Consider the following 24,664-nt stretch of genomic DNA (forward strand, 5'->3'; position numbering starts at 1 on the left):
GCCGCACCGAGCCGTGCTGCAGCTCGCAACGCAATCAAGCCGCGCTCCGGAAAACCAGAACCGGTTGAGTTATCAAGACTTGCGGGTGTTCGTCTGTCGATTGGCTGAACTCCTGCCTGATGTTTACCAAGCCGTTCGATGTCCGTGCAGCCTCGGATTTGGGTTGCGTAGATGAGTTGATATGCAACCACAGGATGCATAACATCTGGACATGCGCATTGTATCCGCCGTGGCCTTAGGCTCTGTGATGGCCTCAGCTGGGTCAGCCGTAGCCCTAGCCTCTGTCCTGTTTCCAGTGGAGCCAGCTCCCTTGGCCCCGCCGTGTACCGAACGTGCAGGGACCGTATATTGCGCGAACGGTTATGCGGGCTTTCGTGGCCCCTCAGGGAACCTCTGGATGGGCAGAGGTCGCCGAGGGACCGTGATCGTCAACATGGATGACAATCGGCAGGATCAAGAAGCACCCAGGCGCAAGCAAGATCGCGATAGTTCCACCAGTCATCAGGAGTGGTGAGGCTCCCCAATTCCACGCCGAAGTTGCCGAACGGCGGACGAACGGCTGCTTTGGGGAAGCGCGGAGCGCGATCCGGGTAGCCGGGTTGGGTCGCTTCCGGAATGCCCGCTTGAGTGGATTTCCGCCGGTCCGCTTTCGGGCGACAATGCAGGGAAACAGACACCGCCGATCCGCCCGATCACGAACCGTAGCGATCATGGCGGCTCGCACGACAGAGTTCGGCAATGGCCACCTCAATCTACGCTTTTGTTAAACAGAAACTGATGCGGCACGGGGCTCACAAATCACATGATGGACGAATTATCCTCGAAAATAGCCGCGTCTTTTTAGCCTTTGTGCGGCTCGAACGCACAGTTAGGATGAATGATTTTCAAGCTGTTCAATCCGCCGTAGGCTTTATAGAAAACTGTTTATTTTCATTAGGCAAAAGGCACCTAGTCGTTTTCGCATATATGTATCTGAAATTCTCCGACGGAACGCCAAATTATGTAAAACAAGCGCAAATGGAGGACGGATCTGTTCATATTTCGAGTAAATATCATCGCCCAGTGACAGCAGAGGAACGCCTCATCGCGGATTGGGGCCGCCACATGTGCAACTGGCTTGGGCGAGATCTTCTCCGACTTGTGTATCTCTCGAACCATGAGCGCCACCACAAAAACGCGGACATCCCCTCTACCTTTGAAGCGAGTTTGCCGGACCACCGATGAATGGCCGCCTTTTAAAACGTCGGTGATGTTCAGGGCGGCCGACGTGGGTCGGTATCGAGTGCGGGAATGGTCATTGAGAGGGCGAACTAGTGCCTTTGTTTGCTGTGTCGCTTCTCTCGGAGTGTCGGGTCGCGGGAGCCATCCCACACGCGCCACTGCGGAAACTGGCCATTCATATCGTCAACGCTCAGGATGAGGCTGAAGCTTGCGTGAGGGATGCTGAAATTGGTCTTCAACGCCAAAACAAGTTTCGCAATATGAATGGCGAGGACGCGGCGTCGATATTTCAGCGGGTCGTAGAGTGCCAGACCCTCTACGACCGAGACCTCGCTGATGGCATGGAGGTCTCGTCCTGGCTCTACGAGGGCGAGCGGCTTTGCCTCAACGACGGTTGGTTGGCGCAGTCACCGGAGCCAAGTTGAGGTCCGCAAACCACCCATTGCGGACCTGCGCTAAGGGCCTGCAAGACACCCTAAGCAGGACTTGCTTGCTCCTCGATAATCGCGCCGGACCGACAATGGACCGCAATTGGCGCGGTGCTTCGCCGGTCGAACAATGTCCACTCGGGATCGCCCTCCAGGGTCGAGAACGACGCAACGTGAAAGCCATCCGAGAGCGAGACCAAGATCTCGGGCAAACGCCCGAACGTCGCCACGTTGACGACGTGCTTGCCGATGAGACTGGCGAACGTCGGCACCCAGAGTTCCTCATCGTTGCCACTGCCGCACACGATGGTGCACGCGTCCTCGATACGCCAGTCGGCTTCGATCATCAGACCGATCTCACCTGAGGGCGCGGCGGGCCTACCGTCTTTGCGCATACGGGTTGTGGGCATAAGTGCACCAAATTCGACGAAGAGGGCCGAGCCGTAGCCTCGCCAGACGTGGGCGACGACCAACCCTTCCGCTGCTGCTCGGAAGTGCTCGATCCAGTCCTCCATGCCGCCGATCAGGTCGGAGCCAATGGGGTCTGCAAACCACCCCGGGCCGAATTTGCCGGACGGCTGACGAACGGCCGCTTTGGAGAAGCGCCGACGGTGGTCTGGGCGTCTGAGTAGGGTCGGTAGTCGCCCGTCCGCTTTTCGGCTCGCCCTCTCCGAAGCGGACGGGCCGCTCACGGCCGGAGCACGTCACGCCGAATCATCAGTACGAAAAACCGGACGTTCGGCTTCGCGCCCATTGCCGCCGTCCAGCCAAATCCGGCAGCACCCCGCAAGCGGACGCGGGCTGCTCGTCCGGGCGGCTGTCTGGACCGATCCGTGAAACGGGGCTTGAGAAAAGCTGCTGAGCGTCAGGGCGTGCTCCGCGGCTGGACTTGGTGGTATCGCGTCGCACGCGACGTTCGGAGACCACGCCCTTCGGCGGCCGTGAAACGTACGAATTGAAGACCGCCAACCTCTCGCCATTGTCCTTCGAGGTGCATCCACAATCAGGGCTACAAGGGCGAGAAGCGGGCCGCGGCAGCACGCTCGCACGGCATTGCCTTGGAGGGGGCAAGCTGCCGGAGGCCAAGCGCGACTTCGTGCTGCTTCCCCGCCGGTGGGTGGTCGAGCGCTCCTTTGTCGAGGCCAGGTGCTTCCGCCGTCTCGTCAAAGACTATGAGCGCTGTGCCAGACCCCTGGCAGACCTGCACTTCGTCGCCTTCGTCCGCGTCACGCCCAGACAGTTCGCTCGACACGCCACAGGTCTAGAACAGCGTCTAGCTCTGTCAGCAGTTACTTTAACTCACTATCGCTTGGCAAAGACCGCATACTACTGGGCATAAAATTTCGGATCGAGCGCGGCCAATGCAAGGAGTGGTGGCGGGAGGGCCACACCGTGCGTCCGCATCGTCCGCGCGGCCGAACGGCATCCGAGCTGGTCGTCGGCTGCGGCAGCGGCCTCGACCGTCGCGATGGTGGCCGCGTCCGGGTGAGGTGATGAGGCCGGTTTGGCGGCACTCGGCGCATCCTTCGCCGCCTGGTTCCCCTGCCCGCGCTGGGCATCGGTGCCCGCCTGATTTGGCGAGCCTCCCGGGGTCGGCCCGCTCAAGCCGGATTTCTGCTGGACGTCGCCGCCGGCGGCCGATGGCGTGCCCTGGCTCGCTCCCGAAGGATTCGAGACGGCGGTCGCCTGTTGCGGAGGCGTCGCGGCGGCCTCCTTCGCTGGATTCGGCTGCTTCACGAAGGCCAGAAGCTCCTGGCAGAGATTGGCTGGACGCCCGGTGGGAACGGCTGTGCCGCTCTCCTGCGCGAGGGCGTTGTCCGCTGCGAGCAGGGCCCCTGCCAGGCCGATTGCCTGGGCGAAAGTGCTCAGTCGTCGCTTCATCGGATGCGCTCCTCCTGAAAGCCTGGTCACGTCGCAGTGGTGCTCGAAGGCTGGGCCTCAGGAACGCTTCGGCTGCGAGGCGGCACCCTCGGCTTTTCCATGCGGCTCGCCGGCAAACTCATCGGGAGCGGGGTCGCCGGTCCAACGCGGGCCGACCAAGTTGGTGCCCGGCTCGGAGACCCGAGCACCGGAGGTGGCGAACGCTTGGTAGGCGAACTTCTGATTGCTCGTGAGCGCCAGCATGGCCGCGACGCCCAGGAGAACGGCGGCAAGGACGGCGGCGATGAAAGCTTTCATGTCAGTGGTCCCTGATAGGAGCCCGGAGCATCCGGTGTGACGCCGGGACGCCAACCCGGTCGTTCACTCGGCCGGTGCCGGGCGGGATCCGAGCTGCGGGCCGCTGGCGGTGCGGGCCTGCTCCTGCTCGACCCAGAGGTCGTGGTGCGCGCGCGCCCAGGCCAGATCGACCTGACCGCTGCCCATCGCGTCGTAGGCGCCCTTCATCCCGAGCGTGCCGATGTAGATGTGGGCCAGGATACCGGCGATGAAGACGATGCCGATCAGGGAATGGATCACCTGCATGATCTGCATCCCGTTGACGTCGACGAGCGCGAACGGGAAGAGCATCATCAGGCCGGTGGCGCCCATGGCGGCGCCGAAGCCGGCCACCATCCAGAACACGCCCTTCTGGCCCGCGTTGAAGCGGCCCGCATGCGGGTGCTTGCTGCCGATGAAGCCGCCCCCCGCCTTGAGCCACTCCCAGTCGATCCGGTTCGGGATGTTGTCCCGGATCCAGACGACGATCATGAAGGCGACACCCAGCATGAAGGGCCAGGCGAGATAGACGTGGCTGTACTTCGCGTACTGGGCCAGCGCGCCGAAGGCCTCCGGTCCGATCACGGGCATCAGCAGCCGTTTGCCGAAGATGTAGTTCAGGCCGGACAGCGACAGGATGATGAAGCACACGGCCGTCATCCAGTGCGTGAACCGCTCGAACGCGTTGAAGCGGAGGATCTTCTTGCCGGATTCCTGGCTGTGATCCGTGATGATGCGGCCGCGCCACAGGAAGAAGAGCGCCAGGGCCCCGAGCATGCCGAGGATCATGAGCGCCCCGATCCAGGGCAGCCAGCCCTCGCGGAACATCTGGTATGCGCGACCCTGCGGCTGGATCAGGTTGGCGGCCTTGCCGTCCGGGATGCTGATGCGCCCGCTGATCTTGGGGGCCTGCCGGAACAGAAGCTCCTCATTGATCGAATCCGCCGTGGGATTCGCCCCCGTCGGGTTCCGGCCATCGGCCTGGATCGGGTTCTGCGCCTGCGCGGCCCCGTGGACACCCGGTGCAGCCCAGAGCGCCGTTGCCAGGACGAGAGTGCTGAGAAGCGTCCATGCCCGCCGCATCGGCGTTCCTTTCAGATCGGTCGAGCGGTCCGCGGACGCTGCCGCGGTCCCTGTTCCGGCGCGCCCCTCAGCCGAGGAGCAGCCCCACATCAGATCGCGATCGTCTCGCGATAGGCCGTCTTCCAGCCCCAGGCCCCCGAGCCGTACCCGCGCTTGATCACCCGCTGCTTGTAGATCTCGGCGATCATCTCGCCGTCGCCCGCGAGCAGAGCCTTGGTCGAGCACATCTCGGCGCAGAGCGGCAGCTTGCCCTCCGCGAGCCGGTTCGAACCGTACTTCTCGTACTCGGCGGTCGAGAGATCGGGCTCGGGGCCACCCGAGCAGTAGGTGCACTTGTCCATCTTGCCTCGGGACCCGAAGTTCCCGACGCGCGGGTACTGCGGTGCGCCGAACGGGCAGGCGTAGAAGCAGTAGCCGCAGCCGATGCAGATGTCCTTGGAGTGCAGCACCACCGCGTCGGCGGTGGTGTAGAAGCAGTTGACCGGGCAGACGGCCGCGCAGGGCGCGTCGGTGCAGTGCATGCAGGCCATCGAGACCGAGCGCTCGCCGGGCTTGCCGTCGTTGAGCGTCACCACCCGCCGCCGGTTGATGCCCCACGGCACTTCGTGCTCGTTCTTGCAGGCGGTGACGCAGGCGTTGCACTCGATGCAACGATCCGCGTCGCAGAGAAACTTCATGCGCGCCATGATCAGGTCGCTCCTCTCAGGCCGCTCGGATCTGACACAGGGTGGCTTTCGTCTCCTGCATGCCGGTGACGGGATCGAAGCCGTAGGTCGTGACGGTGTTGACGCTCTCGCCGAGCACGACCGGGTCGGTGCCCTTCGGGTAGTAGTCGCGCATGTCCTTGCCCTGGTACCAGCCGGAGAAGTGGAACGGCATGAACGCGACGCCCTTCCCGACGCGGTCGGTCACGAGGGCCTTCACCTTCGTCTTGGAGTTGTTCTCCGCGCCCGTAACCCAGACCCACTGTCCATCCTTGATGCCGCGCTCGGCCGCGTCACCGGTGTTGATCTCGACGAACATGTCCTGCTGCAGCTCGGCGAGCCACGGGTTGGAGCGGGTCTCCTCACCGCCGCCCTCGTACTCGACGAGGCGGCCCGAGGTGAGGATGATCGGGAAGTCCCGGGCGACGTTGCGCTCGACCGCGGATTTCTGCACCGAGAACCCGATATTGGGCATGCGGAACTGCCGCTCGTCGGGCCGGGTCGGGTACTTGGCGACCAGATCGGGGCGCGGTGAGTAGATCGGCTCGCGGTGGACCGGCACCGGGTCGGGCAGATTCCAGGCATTCGCGCGCGCCTTGCCGTTGCCGAACGGCGAGACGCCGTGCTCGAGACAGACGCGCTGGATGCCGCCGGAGAGGTCGGTCGCCCAGCTCACCGTGTCGGGCTTGTCGCCGCCGATCTTCAGGATCGTCGCCAGCTCGTCCGCCGTGAGATCCTTGTCCCACCCGAGCTTCTTGAACACGCCGAGGGTGAATTCCGGATAGCCGTCGGTCAGGTCCGAGCCGTTGGAGTAGGAATCCTCGGCCAGCAGGGTCTCGCCGTTGCGTTCGGTGCCGAAGCGCGCGCGGAACGTGCCGCCGCCCTCCTTCACGTGCAAAGCCGTGTTGTAGAGGATGGCCGAGCCCGGATGGCGGATCTCGGGCTTGCCCCAGCAGGGCCAGGGCAGGCCGTAATAATCCCCGCCGACCTCCGGATCGTCCTTCGGCGCCCGCAGGGTGACGAGGTCGAACTTCTGCTGGTTGCGCATATGCGCCTTCAGGCGCTCGGGCGACTGCCCGCAATAGCCCGTCGACCAGCCGCCGCGGTTGATCTCCCGCAGGATGTCCTCGGCCAGGGGGACGTTGTTCTCGACCTTGATGTTCTTGAACATCGGGTCGGCGAAGCCGAGCTTCTTCGAGAGCAGGTAGAGGAACTCGTAGTCGTTCTTGGACTCGAAGGCGGGCTTCACGATCTGCTCGCCCCATTGCAGGGACCGGTTCGAGGCCGTGCGGCAGCCGTCCATCTCCAGCGAGGTGCAGATCGGGAGCAGGTAGGTGTTGTCCTGCCGGGCATCGAGCGCCGCGAAGGTGGTCGGATGCGGGTCCGCGACGACCATCAGGTCGAGCTTGTTCAGGCCTTCGAGGGCCTCGGGCAGGCGCGTGACGGTGTTGCCGCCATGGCCCGAGATCATCATCGCCCGCGTGGGGCTGCGCTGATCGATCTGTTCGGGCGGGAGATTCACGGAGTCGAACCAGCGGGTCGAGGTGATGCCCGGGGTTTCCATGTTCTCCTTGCGGGACCGCGCCTTGCGGCCGGCCGCCGCGGGAACCTCATCGAAGCGCGACTGCAGCCAGGCGTAGTCCACCTCCCAGACGCGGGCCCAGTGCCGCCAACCACCCTCGACCAGCCCGTAGTAGAGCGGAAGGGTCGTCACATCGAGGCCGAGGTCGGTCGCGCCCTGCACGTTCGTGTGCCCGCGGAAGATGTTGGCGCCCGTGCCCGGCTTGCCGACATTGCCCGTGGCCAGGCACAAGATGCAGAGCGCGCGCACATTGGCGGTGCCGACCGTGTGCTGCGTGTTGCCCATGCACCAGATCATGGTGGCGGGCTTCTCCTTGGCGAACTTCTCCGCGATGCGGCGGAGCTGCTCGCCCGGCACGCCGGACACGCGCTCCACTTCCTCGGGCGTCCATTTGGCGACCTCCTTGCGGACGTCGTCCATCGCGTAGACGCGCTGGCGGATGAATTCTTTGTCCTCCCAGCCGTTCTGGAAGATGTGCCAGAGCATGCCCCACGCGACCGGGATGTCGGTCCCCGAGCGGATGCGCACGTAGTCGGTGGCGTGCGCCGCCGTGCGGGTGAAACGGGGGTCGATGACGATCAGGTTGGCGCGGTTGATCTCCTTCCCGGACAGCACGTGCTGCATCGAGATCGGGTGCGCCTCGGCGGGATTGCCGCCCATGATGATCATGGTCTTGGCGTTGCGGATGTCGTTGTACGAGTTGGTCTGGGCGCCGTAGCCCCAGGTATTCGCCACGCCCGCCACGGTGGTCGAGTGGCAGATGCGCGCCTGGTGGTCGACGTTGTTGGTGCCCCAGAACGCCCCGAATTTCCGCAACAGGTACGCGGCCTCGTTCGTGTACTTGGCCGAGCCCAGCCAGTAGACGGAATCGGAGCCCCACTTCTCGCGGATCTGCAGCAGCTTGTCGCCGATCTCGTCGATCGCCTGATCCCAGGAGATCCGCTGCCACTGGCCGCCGACGAGTTTCATCGGATATTTCAGGCGGCGGTCCGACGAGACCAGCTCGCGGATGGCGGCCCCCTTGGCGCAATGGGTTCCGCGGTTGATGGGACTTGCCCAGGACGGCTCCTGGCCGACCCAGACGCCGTTCACGACTTCGGCGGTCACCGTGCAGCCGACCGAGCAATGCGTGCAGATGTTCTTCTTGATGACCGTCTCCGGCCCGACCGCCGACGAGCCGGCGGCCTCGGCCTTGCGGACGGCGCCGAGCTGAATCGAGCCCGCGGCGGCGAGCGCGCCGGCCGTGAGCCCGGACTTGCGCAGGAACGCACGCCGGTCGAGCACGCCGGCCGCGAGACCGGCCGCGACCGCCTGATGCTTGCTGCGGCTGGCCTCGCCGCTCTTCCGCTTCGTCAGCATGGCAGCCTCACTTCGTCCCCGGCGCAGGATCGGGATTTTTCAGGAGCGTCTCGTAGCCGTTGGTCCGGTAGAACGCCTTCACGTGATCGCTCAGGCGGTACCGGCTGCGCGTCTCGTCCTGGCCCGGGTCGTAGGCCTGGGCCTCCGTCGCAGCCATCGGCGACGCGACCGCGGCGGCGGCCGCCACGGTGCTCCCGCCGAGCGCCCGAAAGAACTGGCGACGACCGAGTGTCTTCGGATCCTGCCGCATCATCCAACTCCCTCAGCGACACCCGCTGGATAGGAAACCCACGTCACGCGTTTCGGTCACGCTGCGACCACCGGGCACCGCATCCCCGTCACGCATCCATCGCGAAGGCTTCCGCCTCCACCTCCATGAAGGTCCGTCCCAGGCTGCCCACCGCGCGGTAGAAGCGCGCGTTCTTCGCCCGCTCAAGATCTTCGAAGAAGCGATCTGCCCAGGGAACGAGGTGCCGGCCGAAGAAGCGTGCCTGTACATCGGGCCCGGCCTCGAACCGCCCGCCGGCGAGCCCCGCCATCACATCCATGAGGAAGGCCAGGTGGTCCTCCGGCTCGCTCATGGCCTCAACCCGCGAGAGGCCGAGAGCCGCGAGGTCCTCTCGGACCAGCGCGAGCGGGCGCTCGTTGAGGAAGCCGGTGAGATAGTAGGAGGCGTAGGGGAGAAGCTCGCCCCGACCAACGCCGATGAAGAGTGCGAAGAACTCGCGCTCGACCTCTGCGCCCGTCGTCTCTGCCGCCGCGCGGCTCAGATCCGCGACGTGCTGACCGAGGATCCCTCCGCCGCCCGAGAGGCCGGCGAGCGTATCGAGAAGGTCCTGGCCGGGCGGACGTCCGAGCAGGACGGCCAGGAGGTCGTAGTGCCGCGCGCGAAGTCCGTCGACGTCGTCCACGCGGGCGCCGCCCAGCGCCTCCGATTCCATAGGTCCGAACGCCGACGCCACTGGAGTGTTCTACTCGCCCGAGATCGGACCGATCTCGCTCTCTGGAACGACAATAAGAAAGGCTCTTATCTCCCGCAATCCAAATCTCCTAGCTCGTACTGGGCATCGCGCCGCCGTGACGCCGCAGGCGCGGTTCCGGACGCGTCTCCTTTCCGTCGGCTGCGGGCACGGAGTCGCGCGCGGGCGTCGGATCAGAAAAGGCCGGAGCGGCTAGCTGGACCGTAGCCGTGGGGGCCGGGAGGGCCGGCGCGTGGTCCGCCGGATCAGGTCCGGGCGGAGCGGAATCGGCCGCGAGAGGACATTCCGGCGTCTGACCGGGCTCCGGCGAACCGTCGGGCGGGCTGTCGGGGGTCTCAGCCGATGCCGGCGTCGCTTCGGCGGCCCCGCCCAGGAGACGGCCGAGCATCGCCTGGACGTTGTCGCTCGGCAGGAGCGGGCCGAGGCCGGGGACGCCGCCCGGGCTGTTCCAGTCGTAAGCGTATTCCCGCGCCTCGCTGACGAAGTCCCGGATGGCGGGGTCGAGCGACCACATCCGGCGCAGGGCCGCGTTGCGCAGGACCGCCGGGACGCCGGCCCGCAGGAACGGGGCGAGGTCGGTCTCCGCGGTCAGGGCTTCGAGGGAGGGGAGATCCAGCACGGGATCGTCCGCCGGCTCCGGTTCCGGCGGCCGCGCCTCGGGGCCGGTCTGCGGCGCGATGAGATCCGCCTCGGCGCCTTCCGCGTCCGGCTCCGGGAGAGGCGCCCTGGCGGAGACGGCCGGCGCGGCCCGTTCCGCCAGGGCGGCCGCGCGCACGGCGCGCTTGCGCCGGGTCCACCGCGAGAGGAAATTCTCGCTCATTCGCGCCGCTCCCGAGTCCCCTGCGCCCGGTGGGCCAGCGCCTCGGGATCGGCGCGGTCGCGCTTGCGCTTCTCGAACTTGCGCTCGACGTGGAAGGCCTCGAAGAAGGCCAGCAGCTTCGCCTGCACCTCAGGCGGCATCGGCACCGGCTCGACGATCTCGCCGACCCCTTCGGCCATGGATTCCCCCTCATAGGGGTCGGCCGTGACGCTCGCGACCGCGTAGGTCTCGTCGCCGTTGTTGCGCAGGGCGACCCAGAGGGAAGGGCGCCCGGAGACGAGATTGTCGCGGTAGTGCCCGGTCTCGCCCGGATGCAGCGCGACTTCGTACGAGCCGGCATAGAAGGTCGCCTCGCCCTCGGTCTCGGAGAGCTTCGTCCAGGGCGAGGCGGCCGCCGCCGCCGGCAGGGCCCCGACCGGGATCCAGGCATGGCTCGCCCAGGGGCCGGTCAGGCGCCGCCGCGCGACGATGATGCCGATCTCGAAACGGTGCTCGGGCGTCGTGGACATGTCAGGCGGCCTCCCGGCCTTCGGCGAGGGGCAACCCGACGACGAGATTGTGCGGCTTGAGCTGCACGCTGCGATCCGGCGCCGCCGCGAGCAGGAGATACACCGGACGTTCCCCCACAGCCGGCAGGACCTGCGTAGGGTCGTCGAAGGTCAGGCTGAACACGGCGAGCACCCGCTCGCGCGTTCCGGCATCGAGCGCGTCGCCGCGCCAGAGCGCGTTGCCGAGGCGCGTCGCCTCCGAGTCGAGGCCGACGAACCAGCGCCAGTCGGGGTCCTCCAGCCGGTCGAGGGGCGTCACGCGCACCGCGACGTTCAGCAGGTGGCCCACGAAGGTCTCGATCACCCGGGCCAAGCCCGCGCGGCTGCGGGGATCGGAGCCGAGATTGAGCGCCATCGTGAAGGCGTCCGACCGGCTCCAGTACGTCCAGGCATTCTCGGCCGTCAGCACGTCCAGCTCGTTCGCCGCCTCCTTGCCCAGCATCGTCAGCAGGGGCGACAGCGGCGCACTGCCTTCGCGGGCGGCGATCACCTCGGCATCGGCCAGGAGCACGGCGCCTTCGTGAAAGCTCACGCGCTGGGGGCGGAAGAACAGCTCGGCCGCGCGCAGGACGAAGGGATCGTCGCAGCCGTCGAGGGCATTGCGCAGGATCAGGTGGACGAGCTGGTTCAGGAACAGGGACGGCACGCCCTGGAGGTCGCCGCGCACGAGCGACAGATATCCGGCCTCCACGGAGCGGGCCGCGAGCAGTCGATCGCGGAAGGCGAGGATCACCGCCCAGTTCTCCCGAGCGTCGGCGTCGGCGATGGCGGCGATCTCGGCGGGCTCCACGCGCCGCCGGGGCGCGTCCAGGAGGGCGGCATGGAGGGCGATCTCGGACGCGCAGGCGTCGTCCGGCGGCACGAGTTCGGGCCGCGCCAGATACGCGAGGATCAGTTCGTCCGTGACCGCGAGGCCGCCGCCGGCCGTACGCTGCGTGAGGTGGTGGCCGCTTGAGACCCAGAACTCGGTCATCCGGTCAGTCTCCCGCCGTCGTATCACGCAGAAGGCCGACAAGGTCGGCCTGTTCCTCCGGCTCGTCGTCCTCGACGAAGAGGAACGCGCGCCCGTGGGACCGGTCGAGGCCGGGCCGGTGGTGCAGCGTCCGGAAATCCTCCCGGATTGCCCCGTCCGTCGCGACGCGGTGCAGCGCGACGACGCTGCCGACCGGCAGATCGCAGAGGGACGCGGCGACGTCGAGTTCCTCGCGGGCGGCCGCACGGGCGGCCTCCCGGTCGGGCGCGCCGAAGCGCGCGTGGATGTGGCGGGCGAGCAGCTCCTCGGCCCCCGCGCGCTCCTCCTCGCTCGCCGCGCTCACCACCACCAGGGTGGAGAAGCCGAGCGAGCTTACGCCGACGAACCCCGAGCGGAAGGCCGTCAGGGCCTTGCCGGTCAGTTGCGACGGATCCCCGTCGAGGAACAGGAAGGTCCCTGTGACGGCCCATTCTCCGGGTTCGGCGGCCTGCGCGAACACGAAGGTGTCGGAGGGATCGAGCCGCAGGGTTCGGAGGAGCTTGAGCGTCACAGCCGGACTCCGCCGGTCTTCGGATCGCGCCAGCCCGGCGCCTCCAAGTCCGTGCGCAGCGATAGGTGCTCGACCCGCCCGTCCGGCCAAGTCAGCCTGCCATCGGCGCCCGGCTCGATCGCGGCCCGCACACCGGATTCCAGCGGCAGATGGGCGAGGTAGAGCGCCGCGACACGGTCGAAGCCGTCCTCGCGCCAGATCTCGAAGGTCTTGGTCAGGTGGCGCGCGAAGCTCTCGACCAGGGGCACGCGCAGGTTCGCGCCGAAACCTTCCTCCTCCAGGGCAGTGGAATCCGGCGTGTGCCCGGGGTCGCCCGCCGCGAGTTTCGAGGCGAGCAGCATCCCCGAGAAGACCAGCCAGTCCGGCTCCTCATCCTCGCGGCACGCTTCAGGCCAGCCGAGGCGCCCGCCACCCAGGCGCGCGCCGTTGAACAGCAGCGTCCCGGGCCAGTCGAACGTCACCGGGATCTCCGGCGGTCCGAAGACGCCCACGGCATTGCACAGGGCGACCATCCCGGCGAAATGCGCGCGGCGCGCGGTGGCGAGCGGCTCGGTTGGGGCGAGCACCACGGCGAGGTCGATCAGGTCGTCGCGCCGGCCCAGGACGAGCGTCGCCGCGTCCGCCTCGCCCGACGCGGCGAGCCGGCAGGCTTCCGCGTGCGCGTCGGATGGCGGCTCCGCTGCGCGCGCGCTGAAGCCGGGGGGCAGGACCAGCCTCGACGGGCCGGCATCGACAGGGACAGTCATGGAGCGGCTTTGGCGAGGGGCCGATGAGAGTGAGGGACAGGGTTGCGACCTGCGCCCGCATGCCGGATCGTTGTTTCGAATGGTTCGAGTATAAAGGACGGGCCCCGCCGCGCGAAGGGGCCTCCCATTCGCACTTGTACCCGGGTCCGATCTTGTCCGACCGCCTCGTATTCGCCTGCTCCTGCGAGCGGACGATGTCCCTCGATACCGCCGTCATTGGCCAGGCCTGCGGCGGCGAGCTTCGCACCGCCGACCAGCTCTGCGGCCGCGAGCTCGATCGCTTCCGGGAGGCCCTGGCGACCGGGCGGCCCGTCACCGTGTCCTGCACGCTCCAGGCGCCACTGTTCGACGAGGTCGCCGAGGAGGCAGGGGCGGAGGACCGGGTGGTCTACGCCAAGATCCGGGAGACCGCCGGCTGGTCGTCCGACGCCGCGGCGGCCGGACCGAAGATGGCCGCCCTGCTCGCCGCGGCGGCGGAGCCGCTCCCCGATGCCGCCACCGTGGCCCTGGAGAGCCGCGGCGTCGCCCTGATCTACGGGCGCGACGAGGTGGCGGTCGAGGCCGGCCGGCGGCTCGCCGAGCATCTGGACATCACCGTCCTGCTGACGCGCCCCGGCGAGATCTCGCCGCTGCACCGCAACGCCTTCCCGGTCCTGCAGGGCACGATCCGAACCGCCAAGGGGTACCTCGGTGCGTTCGAGCTCGGCATCGACGATTATGCCCTCCCGGCCCCGTCCTCGCGCACGCATCTCGTCTTCGGCGCGCCGCGCAACGGGGCCGTGTCGACCTGCGACCTCGTCATCGACCTCTCGGCCGGCGCGCCGCTGTTTCCGGCACATGCGGTGCGCAGCGGTTATCTGCGCGCGGATCCCGGCGACCCGGCCGCCGTCGAGCGCGTGCTGGCGGAGGCGTCCCATCTGGTCGGCACGTTCGACAAGCCGCGCTTCATCGACTTCCACGGCGACTTGTGCGCGCACAGCCGCTCCCGCATCACGGGCTGCACGCGTTGCCTCGATGTCTGCCCGACCGGCGCGATCGCGCCCGCGGGCGACACCGTGCACATCGACCCATACGTCTGCGCGGGATGCGGCTCCTGTGCCGCACTCTGCCCGACCGGAGCCGCCGCTTACGCGCTGCCGACCTCCGACGCGCTGATGCGCCGGCTGCGCAGCCTGATGCGCGCCTACCGGAAAGCGGGCGGGCAGAACGCCCTCGTCCTGGTCCACGACGGCGACCACGGCGAGCCGCTGATCGACGCGCTCGGCCGCTACGGCGACGGCCTCCCCGCCCACGTGCTGCCGGTGCAGGTCAACGAGGTCACGCAGATTGGATCGGAGGTGATCGCGGCCCTGTTCGCCTACGGCGCGGCCGGAATCCGGGTCCTGGTCCGGGCCCGTGCCAAGCACGACCTCGAGCCCCTGTACCGGACCCTGACCCTCGGGGATACGCTGGCGCAGGCGCTGGGCTACGGTGCGGAGGACGGCGGGCGCGTGGTCGAGACCATCGAGACCGATGATCCAGATCTCCTGGGCGCCGCCCTCCGGCAGGCCACGCCGGGGCGGCAGGCCGCGGTGCCGGCCGGTCTGCTGTTCCTGGGGAACAAGCGCGAGGTGCTGCGCCATACCTTCCGCGGCATGCACAGTGCCGCACCGGCACCCGTCGACCGGGTTCCGCTCGCGGCCGGCGCCCCCTTCGGCGGCCTCGATTTCCGGGTCGCGGACTGCACCCTGTGCCTCGCCTGCGTCAGCGCCTGCCCGACCCACGCCCTCTCCGACAGTGCCGAGCAGCCGCTTCTCGGCTTCGAGGAGAGCCTCTGCGTGCAGTGCGGCCTCTGCGCCGCGACCTGCCCGGAGGACGTCATCACCCTGCGCCCGCAGGTGGATTTCGCGGCCTGGGCGGCGCCCCGCCGGGTCGTCAAGGAGGAAGAGCCCTTCTGCTGCACGCAATGCGCCAAGCCCTTCGGCACGCGCTCGACGATCGAGCGCATCGTCGAGCGGCTGCGCGAGCGGCACTGGATGTTCAGCGGGGCGGGCGGCGAGGCGCGCCTGCAAGCGCTGTCGATGTGCGAGGATTGCCGGGTCGAAGTCGCGGTGAACCAGGGCTTCGATCCGCACGCGGCGCCGGAACGCGACAAGCCCCGGACGACCGAGGATTACCTGCGCGCGCGCGCGGGCAGCTGACGGGCGCCTCAGCGAAGCGCGGTGGCGCGTTCGAGGAACTCGATCAGCGCCGCGCGGTCCGCTTCGCTGCCGATCGTCTGCTCGGGCATCTTCGTCCCGGGCGTGTAGCGGGCGGGGCCAACCTCGAAGAGCCGCGAGACGGTCTCGGGCGTCCAGACGAGGTCCATCCGCTTCAGCGAGTCCGAGTACCGGTAACCGGGCACGCTGGCGATGCGGCGGCCGAACAGGCCGGCGAGCGTCGGCCCGGCCCGCTCGCCCGCGTCGGACGTCAGGGTGTGGCAGGCGACGCACGCCCCGAACACCTCGGCGCCCCGGCCGCCCTGACGGACCGAGAGCGGATCTGCCGGGCGCCGCATGATCAGCGCGCCGATCGGTTCGCCGCTCCTCGCGTCCCAGCGCCGGACGAGGCGGTCGCCGCCGCCCGTGACGAGTTCGGCCCCGTCCGGACGCCAGGCGAGCGACCAGACTGGGAGGCCGGGCCCCACGAGCCGCAGCTGGACCTGGCCGGTCGCCCGGTCGACCACCACGATGGTCCCGCCCGCCGTCGCAGCAGCCACCCTGGCCCCGTCCGGAGACAGGGCCAGGGCGATCACCGGGTTCGGGCCGATTTCGGCGGCGGCCCGGACCGTACCGTCGGCTCGAACGAAGCGGAGGATCGCATCGGCCCCGGCGGCCGCGATCTCGCCGTCCGAAGCGACCGCGACGGCGTTGAGGCCCGTGGGTGCGGTGGCGATGACCTGAGATGCGCCCTCCGCCGGCCAGAGCCGTACCGCCCCGTCGGCGCCGGCCGTGACCGGCGCGCCGCCCGGCAGGAAGGCCACCGCATTCAACGGGCCGCGGTGCGGATCGAGCAGCCGGCTGTCCCCTCCGGCGAGCGGCCAGAGCCGCGCCGTGCCGTCCCAGGAGGCGGAGGCGAGCGACAGGCCGTCCGGCGAGACCGCGAGCGCGACGATCGGGCCTGTATGGCCCTCCAGCACCCGTTCCGGCTCCGCGCGCCCCAGGCGCCACAGGGCGATCCGCCCGTCCTCGGAGGCCGTGGCGAAACGGCCGTCCGGCAGTGCGGCGACCGCGTTCACCGCACCGTCGTGGAAGCGCAGCACGCCGAGCGCGGCACCGGTCTCGATGGCCCACACGATGGCGGATTGGTCGAAGCCGCCCGAGATGGCGAGGCGCCCGTCGGCGGTCACGGCGAGCGCCCGGACCGGACCACCGTGGCCGCGCATCTGCGCGCGGGCCGGGACGCCGCAGAGCAGCAGGAGGGCGATCACGCCTAGGATCCGCGCAAAGCTGGTCATCGGGGCTCCGCTTCAAATGGATCGCCCCGCTATAGCACAGTCCCCACCGCCAGCCGCGGCGGTTCTAGCTGCGATCGGTTCGGCTTTTGGGCGTCGGATACAAGATGGTGAGCCATAGTCGGGGCGGCGCACGCGTCTAATATTGATCATCAACACAGGTTTGGGCATTGTTCCAGGACGACGGCGAGCCGCTGTTCTTCCCGAGTGCCGCGTCCGTAACACGCTAACTCGACATCAGCGGGTTGGAGGGCCGGATTGGCGTCGACGCGCGATGTACCAGAGACCCAGGACCACGACGGCCACGAGCAGGCTCAGCCAAACCCAGTTGAAGTCTATCGCCGCGGCCGTGGCTGCTCCCGAGCTGGATTGCGAAGGGCCCGTTCCCGAAATTGGCGGGGCTGGGTTGGTCTGCTGAGCCACGGACCCCTGAAGGCCCGAAGTCCATAATAACCCGGTGAGGATGGCGCTTCTCATAGAATTCCTTTGGTCAAACATGGACGGCTAAGGGCGAGATTTTCCGGAGCGGAAGGCCGGAGCCGCTTGCAGCTGCGCCCGGGTGAGGCGGACCTCGGCGCGCCACGGCTTGTCGCCAACGAGGACCGTGGCCGTCGTGCTGCTGGGCCGCTGTGCCTCCACTGAGCCGGTCGCGCCAGTCACGCGACCGCTATGCTGATTTTGAACTGCGCCGAGCGTGTCGCGGGTTGTCCGTGCACCCGGCATGGTATCCGGCCCCACCTGCGCGGCTGCCTCAGCGCTGGGCGCCGTCTTGGGCGTCACGACCGAACTCGGTCCGTCCATCAGCGGCACATCGCTGAAGTTCCAGCCGAGCTGGTCGAAAGGAAGCGCCACATATTTCTCGCCCACGCCCAGGAAACCGCCGACGCCGATGATCACGGCGCGGACCTGCCCGCTTCCGTCGACCAAAACGTCCTCGATCTTGCCGATCTCGACATGATCCATTCCGATGACCGGAACCCCGATCATCTCGGAGGCACGTATAGTTCCCGGCTCGGGTCCCTCGATGAACGGTGTCGCGGGTGCATCCGACTGCACCGCCGACGAGGCCGCCGCTAGGGGTAGCGAGGCGCCGGTGACGAGAAGGACAGCCAGCGTCGCGATTTTGAGCGGGGCACCGCGCATTCAAGGCTCTCCAGACTCAGGCAAAAACACTTGAATCGAGAACAAGGGCCGCGCGTTCGGGTTCATCGCAGGCGCAAATGGGCCGGAACGGGCATCCCTCTGGCGCGGGACGTCCCTTTTGTCGGTGCCCGCGGGTTGAGGGCCGCGACCCTCAAGCACGCCCATCACGAGTCTGACAATGACCGGCCCGTTAAGGTCTCCTACAATCATCTCGGGGCATGGGCAAGTGAGGTCTTGATCAAGCCGGGCCGACGGTCAGACCAAGGATGATCTCCATGGGTCTAGCGGCAGTCGTAGCCCTGCCTACATCAAGGCATTCAGGCGCATTTTCAGGCCAGGTGAGTAGAACCGGTCGCACGCGACCATGAAGGTTCACATCGTCGAATCGGTCTCAGACTATAGGCTGCCTCGTCGTGCTGAAAAGCAGTTCGGAGTCAGCCGGAGTGCCTCTGCCAACCTGCTCGAAAGGTTACCTGAATTCGCGGGGCCGAGGGGAAGGCGCCCTTGTTTTCCACGATCATCTTCATCGTGGCTGCGCTGAACCCCGATCATGAACATAACTGCCGCACCGGGGGTTGAACCCTGAAAGAAGCCGCGGGTCCGGGAGAGTCCGGGATCCGGTGTCGGAAGCGAAAGGAAACGCGAGATGGCTGCTCGCCGAATTACGCTGAGCTCGCGGGACCGTTACAAGCTCCGGCTCTCAGTGAGTGAGAACCGCTTCTACATGGCCGACCTGAGCCTGCTCAGCTTGGCGCGGCGTGGGTTCGTTGTGCCGACCGGGCGCATTGATGCATGGGACCGAGCGGAGTGGACGATTACCGCGACAGGCCAGGACGCGCTCTCGGCAGCCGAAAGCCACCTCACCGATGCCATAGATCTCGGCGCGCGGCTCCAGGCGTAGAAGAAGTAGGCGATGCGCCGGAAAACCGGGTACTGACGACGTTATCGCCGCGATAAACCGCGCGTCGGAGCTAAATTGCGAATCTGCGTACCGACCAGACGATGCGAATCCCTATGTTATATTTTAACCGGTGCGTCCGGGCACAGGCGGGCCTGTTCGTCGACGAGGCAGAGTCAAAGATTATGGCGGCCTGGGAACAGTTGAGTGCTCACCACCGCTGCAGCCAGAGCGTCTGCTTCCAGGATCGGTGGCAAGATTGTCTCTGCAACGTGATTGAAGTGGTAAGAGCGTCCGCTTTCCCGCGAACCTCCTCCAAATCGGAATAGCGGCTTTCGACCCAACCCGGCCGTCCGAGCAGCCGTTGCGTCCGCCCGGAAGCAGCCATTCATCCACTGTCCGAGAACGACCGACAGCAAGCGTTCAGCGCCGGATCAGGACGACACCGACGATCAGCAGCGCGACGCCGAGCAAGCGGGTGAGATCGACCGACCTCTGCGCAAGCCCCAGCCAGCCGAAATGGTCGAAGGCGACTGAGCCGAGCATCTGACCGGCGACTAGTAAAGCGATGAAGGTCGCAGCCCCAAGTTGTGGCACCAGGAAGATTGCGAGCCCGATGAAGATCGCGCCGAACATGCCGCCACTCCAAGCCCACCACGGGATACGGCTGGCGACCGCGACGGACGGGGCCGGGTCGCGCAAGGTCACGGCCAGCACGACCATACAAATCACTCCGACGAAGTAGCTCATGAAGCCGGACCACGCGGCCGAGTTGAGAGCCGCACGCAAGTTTGCGTTCAGCACCTGCTGCACGACGATGCTGATACCAGCCACGACCGCGAGGGCTGATGGGAGAAACACGTTGAGCATCGCTCGATGGTCCTGTCCGGCGGCATCGCGTCTGTCGGTTCGGCGCGGCTGGCATTGACAACCATTCTGTTCATATGCCGTCAAATGCCCAAAGACTGCGTTTCCATGCACAGAAGGCATCATGAACCCGGGTCATCTCGATCTTTTCCGCGCAGTTCTGAGGCACGGCGGCATGACCAAAGCTGCGGCCGCGCTCGGCATCGGTCAGCCGTATGTCAGCAGGGCGGTCGCGCAGCTTGAGGCCGAACTCGGGTTCGAGCTGTTCATTCGCGGGCACGGCAGCGCGACGCCGACCCTGGAGGGCGAGGCGTTCGCCCGCGAGGTCGAGCGCACCTATGCCGGGCTCGACCACCTGCGCGACGCCGCGCGTCAAATCAGGGAACTAGGAACGGGACCGCTGAAGGTAGCCTGCCAGCCGTCGCTTGCATCGCGCCTGCTGCCGCGTGCGATCCGCCGCCTCGGCCTGGAATGTCCGGGGGCGCGTGTCGCGCTCCACGTCCCCGCGCCGGACACGATTTGGTCTTGGGCGGCGTCTGGCCAGTGCGACCTGGGGATCGGGCGACCACGCGCCGGCTACGTCGGCGTCGACAGCGAACCGTTCCTGACGGTTGAGGCGGTCTGTGCACTGCCAATCGGGCACGCGTTGGCGGCGGCCCCCTTCGTGACCGTACAGGATCTCATGGCCGAGACCCTGATTGCGGGGGCTCCCGGCGTTTTCCAGCAATCGGTCGAAGCCGCATTCGCTGAGGCGGCAACGGAACCGAGGTTCCTCCACATGGCGCAATACACGGCAGCACGCTGCGGCTTGGTGGCGGAAGGGGCCGGATTAGCCATCGTGGACCCCATTCCGGCGCGCGAACTCACCCATCTTCCTATCGTGCTGCGCCCGTTTCGACCCAGCCTGCCCATCGATTCGGTGATGATCCGCCCGACTGGTCGACCTCTGGGGCGGCTGGCAGGGCAGCTCGTCCGCATCCTGAAGGCGGAGCGGGAACACATTTTGGCAGAGCAGGAACGGTGATCGCACGCGAGGCCGCCCATCATGATCCGCGCGACTGTCCGGTTGCGTGGGAATGCTTCTCAAAAGCAGCCAGACCGTTTTCCACCCATCCTTGTCATTCGAAGGCGTCGGCCGGCGCGACTGGAGCTGGCCGAGAGCTGCCGGTCCGCTTCAGAGAAGGTTCTCAAGAGAAGCGGACGGCCTCCTACCGACCCATTCTTGCCGCCGCCACAGCTGTTCGCATTTCTCGAAAGCGGGCGTAGACAGGACGCCGTTCAATGTCGGCTCACGGTAGTCAGCGGGCGTCTGAAGGGCTGAGCGCCGAAGCCAGAAGCGGCCGATGGAGGCGCAAAGCAGGCGAGACGACCCCGCCGAGCGCGTCATGCATGCTTCGCTCAACGACCACGTCGCCGAGACGTTCATGGAAGCGTTGAGAAGGCTCGTTCTGCTTGATCTCTTAACCGGGGCTCAAGCCTTGCCATGCGCTGATTGGTCATGGCGTTCGCTCCCACTGCTACGCCTCCACCGGCTTGGCGCTTCGTTTCCTGGCTGACCGCCTCGCCACTGCAGGTTCCTCCGGACGTATCCACTGTCTTGCGGAGGCGCCTTATCGTGGGGACTGCCCCCCTTTGCGTGGCCGCCGTCGTCGGTGCCGCTCTGGCCAGTCTCGCCGTCCTGCGTGTCCCCACGCCGGTGATGCTCGCTTGGCTCTGCGCCGACCTGGCGCTCACCTTCGTGCGCCTGATGAGCATGCTGGTGATGAGGCGCGCTGTCCGCGGCCCGGCTCTTCCGTTAGACCCCGGGTTCCCGCTTACGGACCTTTACGTGCTCAGCTCCATGCTGTGGTGCACCCAGATTGGCTGCGGGGTCGGCTTATGCATGGCCTCGGCCGATCCGGTGCTGGTGCCGTTCGCCTGCCTTGCGACAACGGGATTTGTGGGTGGGCTAGCAGCCCGCAATCCCGGTGCCCCCCGCATGACCGTACTCCAGATGATCAGCGTGGTCGTGCCGTTCGCGATCGGGGCGGTACTGAGCGGCCAACCCTGGCTCTTGGCCCTCTGCGGGCTGGCGCCCCTCTACGTCGTGGCGGTCGCGGCCGTGAACGGGCGCTTGCACACCGACTATGTAGCGCTGCTGAGCGCCGAGCGGGCGCTGCGCCAGCAAGCCTTTCACTGCGGGCTCACCGGGCTGCCCAACCGCACCTTCCTCAATCATGCCATGATAGCCGCACTCGAGGGCGACGGGAGTGAGGAAGAGCATGCACTCGCACTGCTCTACCTTGACCTGGACGGCTTCAAGACCGTGAACGACACCTATGGTCACGCTGCTGGCGATCTCCTTTTGCAGCTGGTCGCGCGCCGCCTGAAGGACTTGGCCATGACAACCGACGTTGTTGCCCGTCTCGGCGGCGACGAATTCGCCGTTCTTTTATCAGGGCCGCGAGCCGTGTCCGCTGAGCTGATGGCCGGCATGATTATTTCGGCTGTGGGGCTACCCTATGACCTCGGCGGAGACACGTTGGTTCGGATCGGGGTGAGCGTCGGGATTGCAGAGCGTGATCCGGATGCCTCCGACAGCCACTCGCTCCTCGCAAACGCCGACCGCGCCCTGTACGCCGCCAAAAAGCAGGGCAAGGGTACCTTTCATCGGGCGCGCCCCGCCAGAAATGATGGCGACCGCACATCGAAGTCCATTAGCGCATAAACTTGTTGGATGCTGAGCACAAACATGACCAACAGGACGGCTTGGATGCTGCTGTGTCTGTAGTTCCGGGGATGGCCTAATGCGGCTACTTCGCTTGGGAGAAGGTCGGCTGCGATGCAATCGCCGACCGGAAGCGGAAGGGCCAAAAACCACCCTGAGCGGCCTTTCTAGGCCGGACCTGACTTCGCCATTGATCTCAATTCAGACGGTCTGAAAAAGCCGATGGAGGCGCTGTCTCGCTGGAATCGCCGGAAGGTTTGTACATCTATAAGGTGCAATCTAGGTTGTATCAAATGCGATCGCGATTGCTATCAGCATGTTCTGTTGGACAGTGCACTCTTTCGCAAGGCGCCGCTGATAGCTCCACCAGCGATCTAAGCCCGCCGTTCAACAGAAGTCTAGGACGCTCAGAACATGTTCTCCCGCCTCCTCACCTCGCTCTTCCTCCTGGCCTTGCGCTCGCCGGTCTGCGGATGGGTGGTGCGGACGATGATTATCTGGGCGTCTAGAGAAGCGTCACCCCGCGGCAAGGCCGCCCACGGCGGCGCTGGCAAGATGGTCCCAGTCCGGTAGGCAATTGGTCGGCCGAGAGTGATTCAAGCCGCGCGGGCGAGATCACCCTCGATGGCGACGAGAGCCCGCTCAAGCGCCGCGAAGCAGACTGGATCGAACGCCGCTCCAAGGTCCGCGCGCATGATGCCGAGCGCCTTCTCAAGCGACATAGCTGCGCGGTAAGGCCGGTTGGCGGTCAGCGCATCGAACACATCGGCTACTGAGACAATGCGGGTCTCGGGCGCGATCGCATCGCCAGCGAGCCCGCGTGGATAGCCCCTGCCGTCCAACCGCTCATGATGACCACCACCTATGCTGGCCATCTCATGGAACACCGCGACGCGGGCCAAGATGGTCTCGGACAGAGATGCGTGGTTGCGCATATCGCGCCACTCCGCCTCGTCCAGCTTGCCGTTCTTGTCGAGGATCGCGTTCGATACCCCGAGCTTGCCGACATCGTGAAGGAGCGCAGCTCGCTTGAGCCACCGGCGTCGTTCCGGCGAGTAGCCGAGTTCAGCCGCGATCATGTCGGCGTAGACCGCGACGCGCTCAGAGTGGCCAGAAGTGAACGGACTTTTGGCGTCGATGATCTGTGCGAAGGCACGGGCGATATCGTCGAGGTAATCCTCGTCCACCACGATCGGGCTGGCCGGCGCCAACGCGACCACTGCTTCCTCGACCTCTTCCGAGGCCAGGGTGTCCCAGAACCCGGTTTCGGAGGCGATTTTCTCGAAGCAGGCGACGACCTGAGGATCGAACCATGTGCCCGAGCGCGCCCGGACCTCGGCTATCGCGGCCGCGGGACCGGCTGCGGTGTGGAACACGTCCACGACCTGGGCGAGTAGTGCCACGCGTGCGTAGAGCGGGATCGCGGGGCCGGCGAGGCGGTCCGGCCGACCACTGCCGTTCCAATGCTCGTCCAGCGCGTGGATGGCTTCGCAGACGCTTGCCGGGAAGCGAAGCTGACGGGCAATCTGCGCGCCGCGCTGGCAGCGCGTCTGGATGAGGTCGTCGACGATCGTGCCGCCGTTCTGCAGGATGTTGAGCACAGCGCGGAAGCGTTCGGCGAGGCCTGCCTTGAGACCCGTGTGAGAAAAGACGAAGCCGAGCACCTTGGGCAGGCTGTCGCTCACCGTCTTGAAGTCGCGCTTGAAGCTGAGGTCGTCAGAGAGATAGAGCTCGCAGATGCGCGCGGCATTGCTGGAGCAACCAAGGTCCTTCAACATCACCGTATGGTAGAGTTCCCAGAGTTGCAGATCCGGAAGGCCTAGCTCACGACCGATGTGGAAGCCGATCCAAGTCGCGCGGACGCAATGGCCAACGGGCTGACCCTCCGTGAGGTCAAGGGCGTGGCTTAGGGCGCCTAGAATTTCTGAGAGCTGGATCGTCGTGGCTTCCACTTCGCCGCCTGACACGATCCGCATCGTTCTCGTCCAGTCACTTGTCTTATAGGCCTCTATAGGCGGCGACACTGCCAGCAGAGCCTGACCAAAACGTTGCGCGTGGTCCTGTCGTACTCGCCTGAAACGCTGGCCACGGTGCGGCCGCACGAGCGTTGGCCCGGAGTTTCACACCGAGGGAACGAGACGTTCGACGCCGCAGGTGCCTCCGCGTTGCGGCTGGGACTCAAGCTATGTCGACGTCCGCTTCCAAGCATACGCCTCTCGGAAGCGGACCGGCGGAAAACCACCCCAAGCGGTCCTACGGCTTGCGACCCAAGCGCGCCGTCCAAGTTGGTTCGGACGAATCCCGAAAGCAGTCATGCCTCCCGGGCGCCGGTACCCTGATGTCCGCCGCTCTGTTCGAGCGCATGCTCCGAAAGGCTTAAGCCCGGA

The 24,664-nt window shown here is 66.7% G+C and carries 24 protein-coding genes and 1 pseudogene; 8 read left to right on the forward strand and 17 right to left on the reverse strand.

Annotation, left to right across the window (positions count from 1 at the left end; genetic code table 11):
* Nucleotides 1-738 precede the first annotated feature (738 nt).
* Together ACTJK8_RS28055 and ACTJK8_RS28060 are read left to right on the forward strand one after the other, a co-directional pair.
* Nucleotides 739-1,224 (forward strand): hypothetical protein, encoded by a 486-nt coding sequence (locus ACTJK8_RS28055; protein WP_440762873.1) that lies wholly within the window; start codon nucleotides 739-741, stop codon nucleotides 1,222-1,224.
* Nucleotides 1,225-1,328: 104 nt separating this feature from the next.
* Nucleotides 1,329-1,646: a DUF4288 domain-containing protein gene (locus ACTJK8_RS28060; RefSeq protein WP_440762881.1), complete on the forward strand. Its 318-nt coding sequence runs from the start codon at nucleotides 1,329-1,331 to the stop codon at nucleotides 1,644-1,646.
* A gap of 50 nt (nucleotides 1,647-1,696) precedes the next feature.
* Here ACTJK8_RS28060 and ACTJK8_RS28065 read toward each other — a convergent pair whose 3' ends face one another.
* Complete coding sequence (locus ACTJK8_RS28065) at nucleotides 1,697-2,164, reverse strand: hypothetical protein (protein ID WP_440762874.1); 468 nt, start codon at nucleotides 2,162-2,164, stop codon at nucleotides 1,697-1,699.
* 486 nt (nucleotides 2,165-2,650) lie between these two features.
* Between ACTJK8_RS28065 and ACTJK8_RS28070 the strand changes: the two are divergent.
* Nucleotides 2,651-2,910: pseudogene (locus ACTJK8_RS28070) on the forward strand (transposase); the annotation flags it as partial.
* Nucleotides 2,911-2,975: 65 nt separating this feature from the next.
* Here ACTJK8_RS28070 and ACTJK8_RS28075 read toward each other — a convergent pair.
* From ACTJK8_RS28075 to ACTJK8_RS28130, 12 genes are all read right to left on the reverse strand, one after another.
* Nucleotides 2,976-3,530, reverse strand: coding sequence for a hypothetical protein (locus ACTJK8_RS28075; RefSeq protein ID WP_083374373.1), 555 nt, complete (start codon nucleotides 3,528-3,530; stop codon nucleotides 2,976-2,978).
* A gap of 57 nt (nucleotides 3,531-3,587) precedes the next feature.
* Nucleotides 3,588-3,827 (reverse strand): hypothetical protein, encoded by a 240-nt coding sequence (locus tag ACTJK8_RS28080; RefSeq protein WP_076728852.1) that lies wholly within the window; start codon nucleotides 3,825-3,827, stop codon nucleotides 3,588-3,590.
* 63 nt (nucleotides 3,828-3,890) lie between these two features.
* Nucleotides 3,891-4,928 (reverse strand): formate dehydrogenase subunit gamma, encoded by a 1,038-nt coding sequence (locus tag ACTJK8_RS28085; RefSeq protein WP_440762875.1) that lies wholly within the window; start codon nucleotides 4,926-4,928, stop codon nucleotides 3,891-3,893.
* An 89-nt stretch (nucleotides 4,929-5,017) separates the two neighbouring features.
* The gene (gene fdh3B, locus ACTJK8_RS28090) at nucleotides 5,018-5,614 is read right to left on the reverse strand and encodes a formate dehydrogenase FDH3 subunit beta (protein WP_012320149.1); all 597 of its coding nucleotides are present in this window, start codon (nucleotides 5,612-5,614) and stop codon (nucleotides 5,018-5,020) included.
* Between the two features lie 16 nt (nucleotides 5,615-5,630).
* Nucleotides 5,631-8,573 carry a formate dehydrogenase subunit alpha gene (locus ACTJK8_RS28095; protein WP_063110917.1) on the reverse strand — a complete coding sequence of 981 codons (2,943 nt, stop codon included), beginning with the start codon at nucleotides 8,571-8,573 and terminating at the stop codon, nucleotides 5,631-5,633.
* Between the two features lie 7 nt (nucleotides 8,574-8,580).
* The gene (locus ACTJK8_RS28100; RefSeq protein ID WP_024829467.1) at nucleotides 8,581-8,823 is read right to left on the reverse strand and encodes a formate dehydrogenase; all 243 of its coding nucleotides are present in this window, start codon (nucleotides 8,821-8,823) and stop codon (nucleotides 8,581-8,583) included.
* A gap of 88 nt (nucleotides 8,824-8,911) precedes the next feature.
* Entirely contained in the window at nucleotides 8,912-9,514 is a 603-nt protein-coding gene (locus ACTJK8_RS28105; RefSeq protein WP_012320146.1) for a TorD/DmsD family molecular chaperone, read from the reverse strand.
* A gap of 109 nt (nucleotides 9,515-9,623) precedes the next feature.
* The gene (locus ACTJK8_RS28110) at nucleotides 9,624-10,373 is read right to left on the reverse strand and encodes a DUF3306 domain-containing protein (protein WP_012320145.1); all 750 of its coding nucleotides are present in this window, start codon (nucleotides 10,371-10,373) and stop codon (nucleotides 9,624-9,626) included.
* Entirely contained in the window at nucleotides 10,370-10,882 is a 513-nt protein-coding gene (locus ACTJK8_RS28115; protein ID WP_012320144.1) for a DUF3305 domain-containing protein, read from the reverse strand. The genes ACTJK8_RS28110 and ACTJK8_RS28115 overlap by 4 nt, the downstream gene beginning before the upstream one ends.
* Nucleotide 10,883: 1 nt before the next feature.
* Entirely contained in the window at nucleotides 10,884-11,894 is a 1,011-nt protein-coding gene (locus tag ACTJK8_RS28120; RefSeq protein WP_012320143.1) for a DUF6352 family protein, read from the reverse strand.
* 4 nt (nucleotides 11,895-11,898) lie between these two features.
* Complete coding sequence (locus tag ACTJK8_RS28125) at nucleotides 11,899-12,444, reverse strand: DUF6505 family protein (protein WP_012320142.1); 546 nt, start codon at nucleotides 12,442-12,444, stop codon at nucleotides 11,899-11,901.
* Nucleotides 12,441-13,190 (reverse strand): biotin/lipoate--protein ligase family protein, encoded by a 750-nt coding sequence (locus tag ACTJK8_RS28130; protein WP_012320141.1) that lies wholly within the window; start codon nucleotides 13,188-13,190, stop codon nucleotides 12,441-12,443. The genes ACTJK8_RS28125 and ACTJK8_RS28130 overlap by 4 nt, the downstream gene beginning before the upstream one ends.
* A gap of 194 nt (nucleotides 13,191-13,384) precedes the next feature.
* Here ACTJK8_RS28130 and ACTJK8_RS28135 point away from each other — a divergent pair, with 194 nt between their 5' ends.
* Nucleotides 13,385-15,370 (forward strand): 4Fe-4S binding protein, encoded by a 1,986-nt coding sequence (locus ACTJK8_RS28135; RefSeq protein WP_440762876.1) that lies wholly within the window; start codon nucleotides 13,385-13,387, stop codon nucleotides 15,368-15,370.
* Nucleotides 15,371-15,378: 8 nt separating this feature from the next.
* On the opposite strand, the gene ACTJK8_RS28140 is transcribed toward ACTJK8_RS28135, so the two are convergent.
* Both ACTJK8_RS28140 and ACTJK8_RS28145 read right to left on the reverse strand, forming a co-directional pair.
* The gene (locus ACTJK8_RS28140) at nucleotides 15,379-16,665 is read right to left on the reverse strand and encodes a c-type cytochrome (RefSeq protein ID WP_440762877.1); all 1,287 of its coding nucleotides are present in this window, start codon (nucleotides 16,663-16,665) and stop codon (nucleotides 15,379-15,381) included.
* Nucleotides 16,666-17,166: 501 nt separating this feature from the next.
* Nucleotides 17,167-17,805 carry a PRC-barrel domain-containing protein gene (locus tag ACTJK8_RS28145; RefSeq protein WP_059408380.1) on the reverse strand — a complete coding sequence of 213 codons (639 nt, stop codon included), beginning with the start codon at nucleotides 17,803-17,805 and terminating at the stop codon, nucleotides 17,167-17,169.
* 30 nt (nucleotides 17,806-17,835) lie between these two features.
* Here ACTJK8_RS28145 and ACTJK8_RS28150 point away from each other — a divergent pair, with 30 nt between their 5' ends.
* Both ACTJK8_RS28150 and ACTJK8_RS28155 read left to right on the forward strand, forming a co-directional pair.
* A complete protein-coding gene (locus ACTJK8_RS28150; protein WP_083374372.1) occupies nucleotides 17,836-18,075 on the forward strand; it encodes a molybdopterin-guanine dinucleotide biosynthesis protein MobB in 240 nt (79 codons plus the stop codon).
* A gap of 376 nt (nucleotides 18,076-18,451) precedes the next feature.
* The gene (locus ACTJK8_RS28155; RefSeq protein ID WP_024829477.1) at nucleotides 18,452-18,706 is read left to right on the forward strand and encodes a hypothetical protein; all 255 of its coding nucleotides are present in this window, start codon (nucleotides 18,452-18,454) and stop codon (nucleotides 18,704-18,706) included.
* Nucleotides 18,707-19,126: 420 nt separating this feature from the next.
* Here the strand turns inward: ACTJK8_RS28155 and ACTJK8_RS28160 are convergent, their stop codons facing one another.
* Complete coding sequence (locus ACTJK8_RS28160; RefSeq protein ID WP_440762878.1) at nucleotides 19,127-19,573, reverse strand: DMT family transporter; 447 nt, start codon at nucleotides 19,571-19,573, stop codon at nucleotides 19,127-19,129.
* Nucleotides 19,574-19,691: 118 nt separating this feature from the next.
* On the opposite strand from ACTJK8_RS28160, the gene ACTJK8_RS28165 reads away from it, so the two are divergent.
* Together ACTJK8_RS28165 and ACTJK8_RS28170 are read left to right on the forward strand one after the other, a co-directional pair.
* Complete coding sequence (locus tag ACTJK8_RS28165; protein ID WP_440762882.1) at nucleotides 19,692-20,594, forward strand: LysR family transcriptional regulator; 903 nt, start codon at nucleotides 19,692-19,694, stop codon at nucleotides 20,592-20,594.
* Nucleotides 20,595-21,206: 612 nt separating this feature from the next.
* Nucleotides 21,207-22,277 (forward strand): GGDEF domain-containing protein, encoded by a 1,071-nt coding sequence (locus ACTJK8_RS28170; protein ID WP_266281508.1) that lies wholly within the window; start codon nucleotides 21,207-21,209, stop codon nucleotides 22,275-22,277.
* A 596-nt stretch (nucleotides 22,278-22,873) separates the two neighbouring features.
* On the opposite strand, the gene ACTJK8_RS28175 is transcribed toward ACTJK8_RS28170, so the two are convergent.
* Complete coding sequence (locus tag ACTJK8_RS28175; RefSeq protein ID WP_063110381.1) at nucleotides 22,874-24,253, reverse strand: HD-GYP domain-containing protein; 1,380 nt, start codon at nucleotides 24,251-24,253, stop codon at nucleotides 22,874-22,876.
* Nucleotides 24,254-24,664 lie beyond the last annotated feature (411 nt).

The organism is Methylobacterium sp. 22177 (genome assembly GCF_052045615.1).
In the GTDB taxonomy this organism is placed as follows: domain Bacteria; phylum Pseudomonadota; class Alphaproteobacteria; order Rhizobiales; family Beijerinckiaceae; genus Methylobacterium; species Methylobacterium radiotolerans.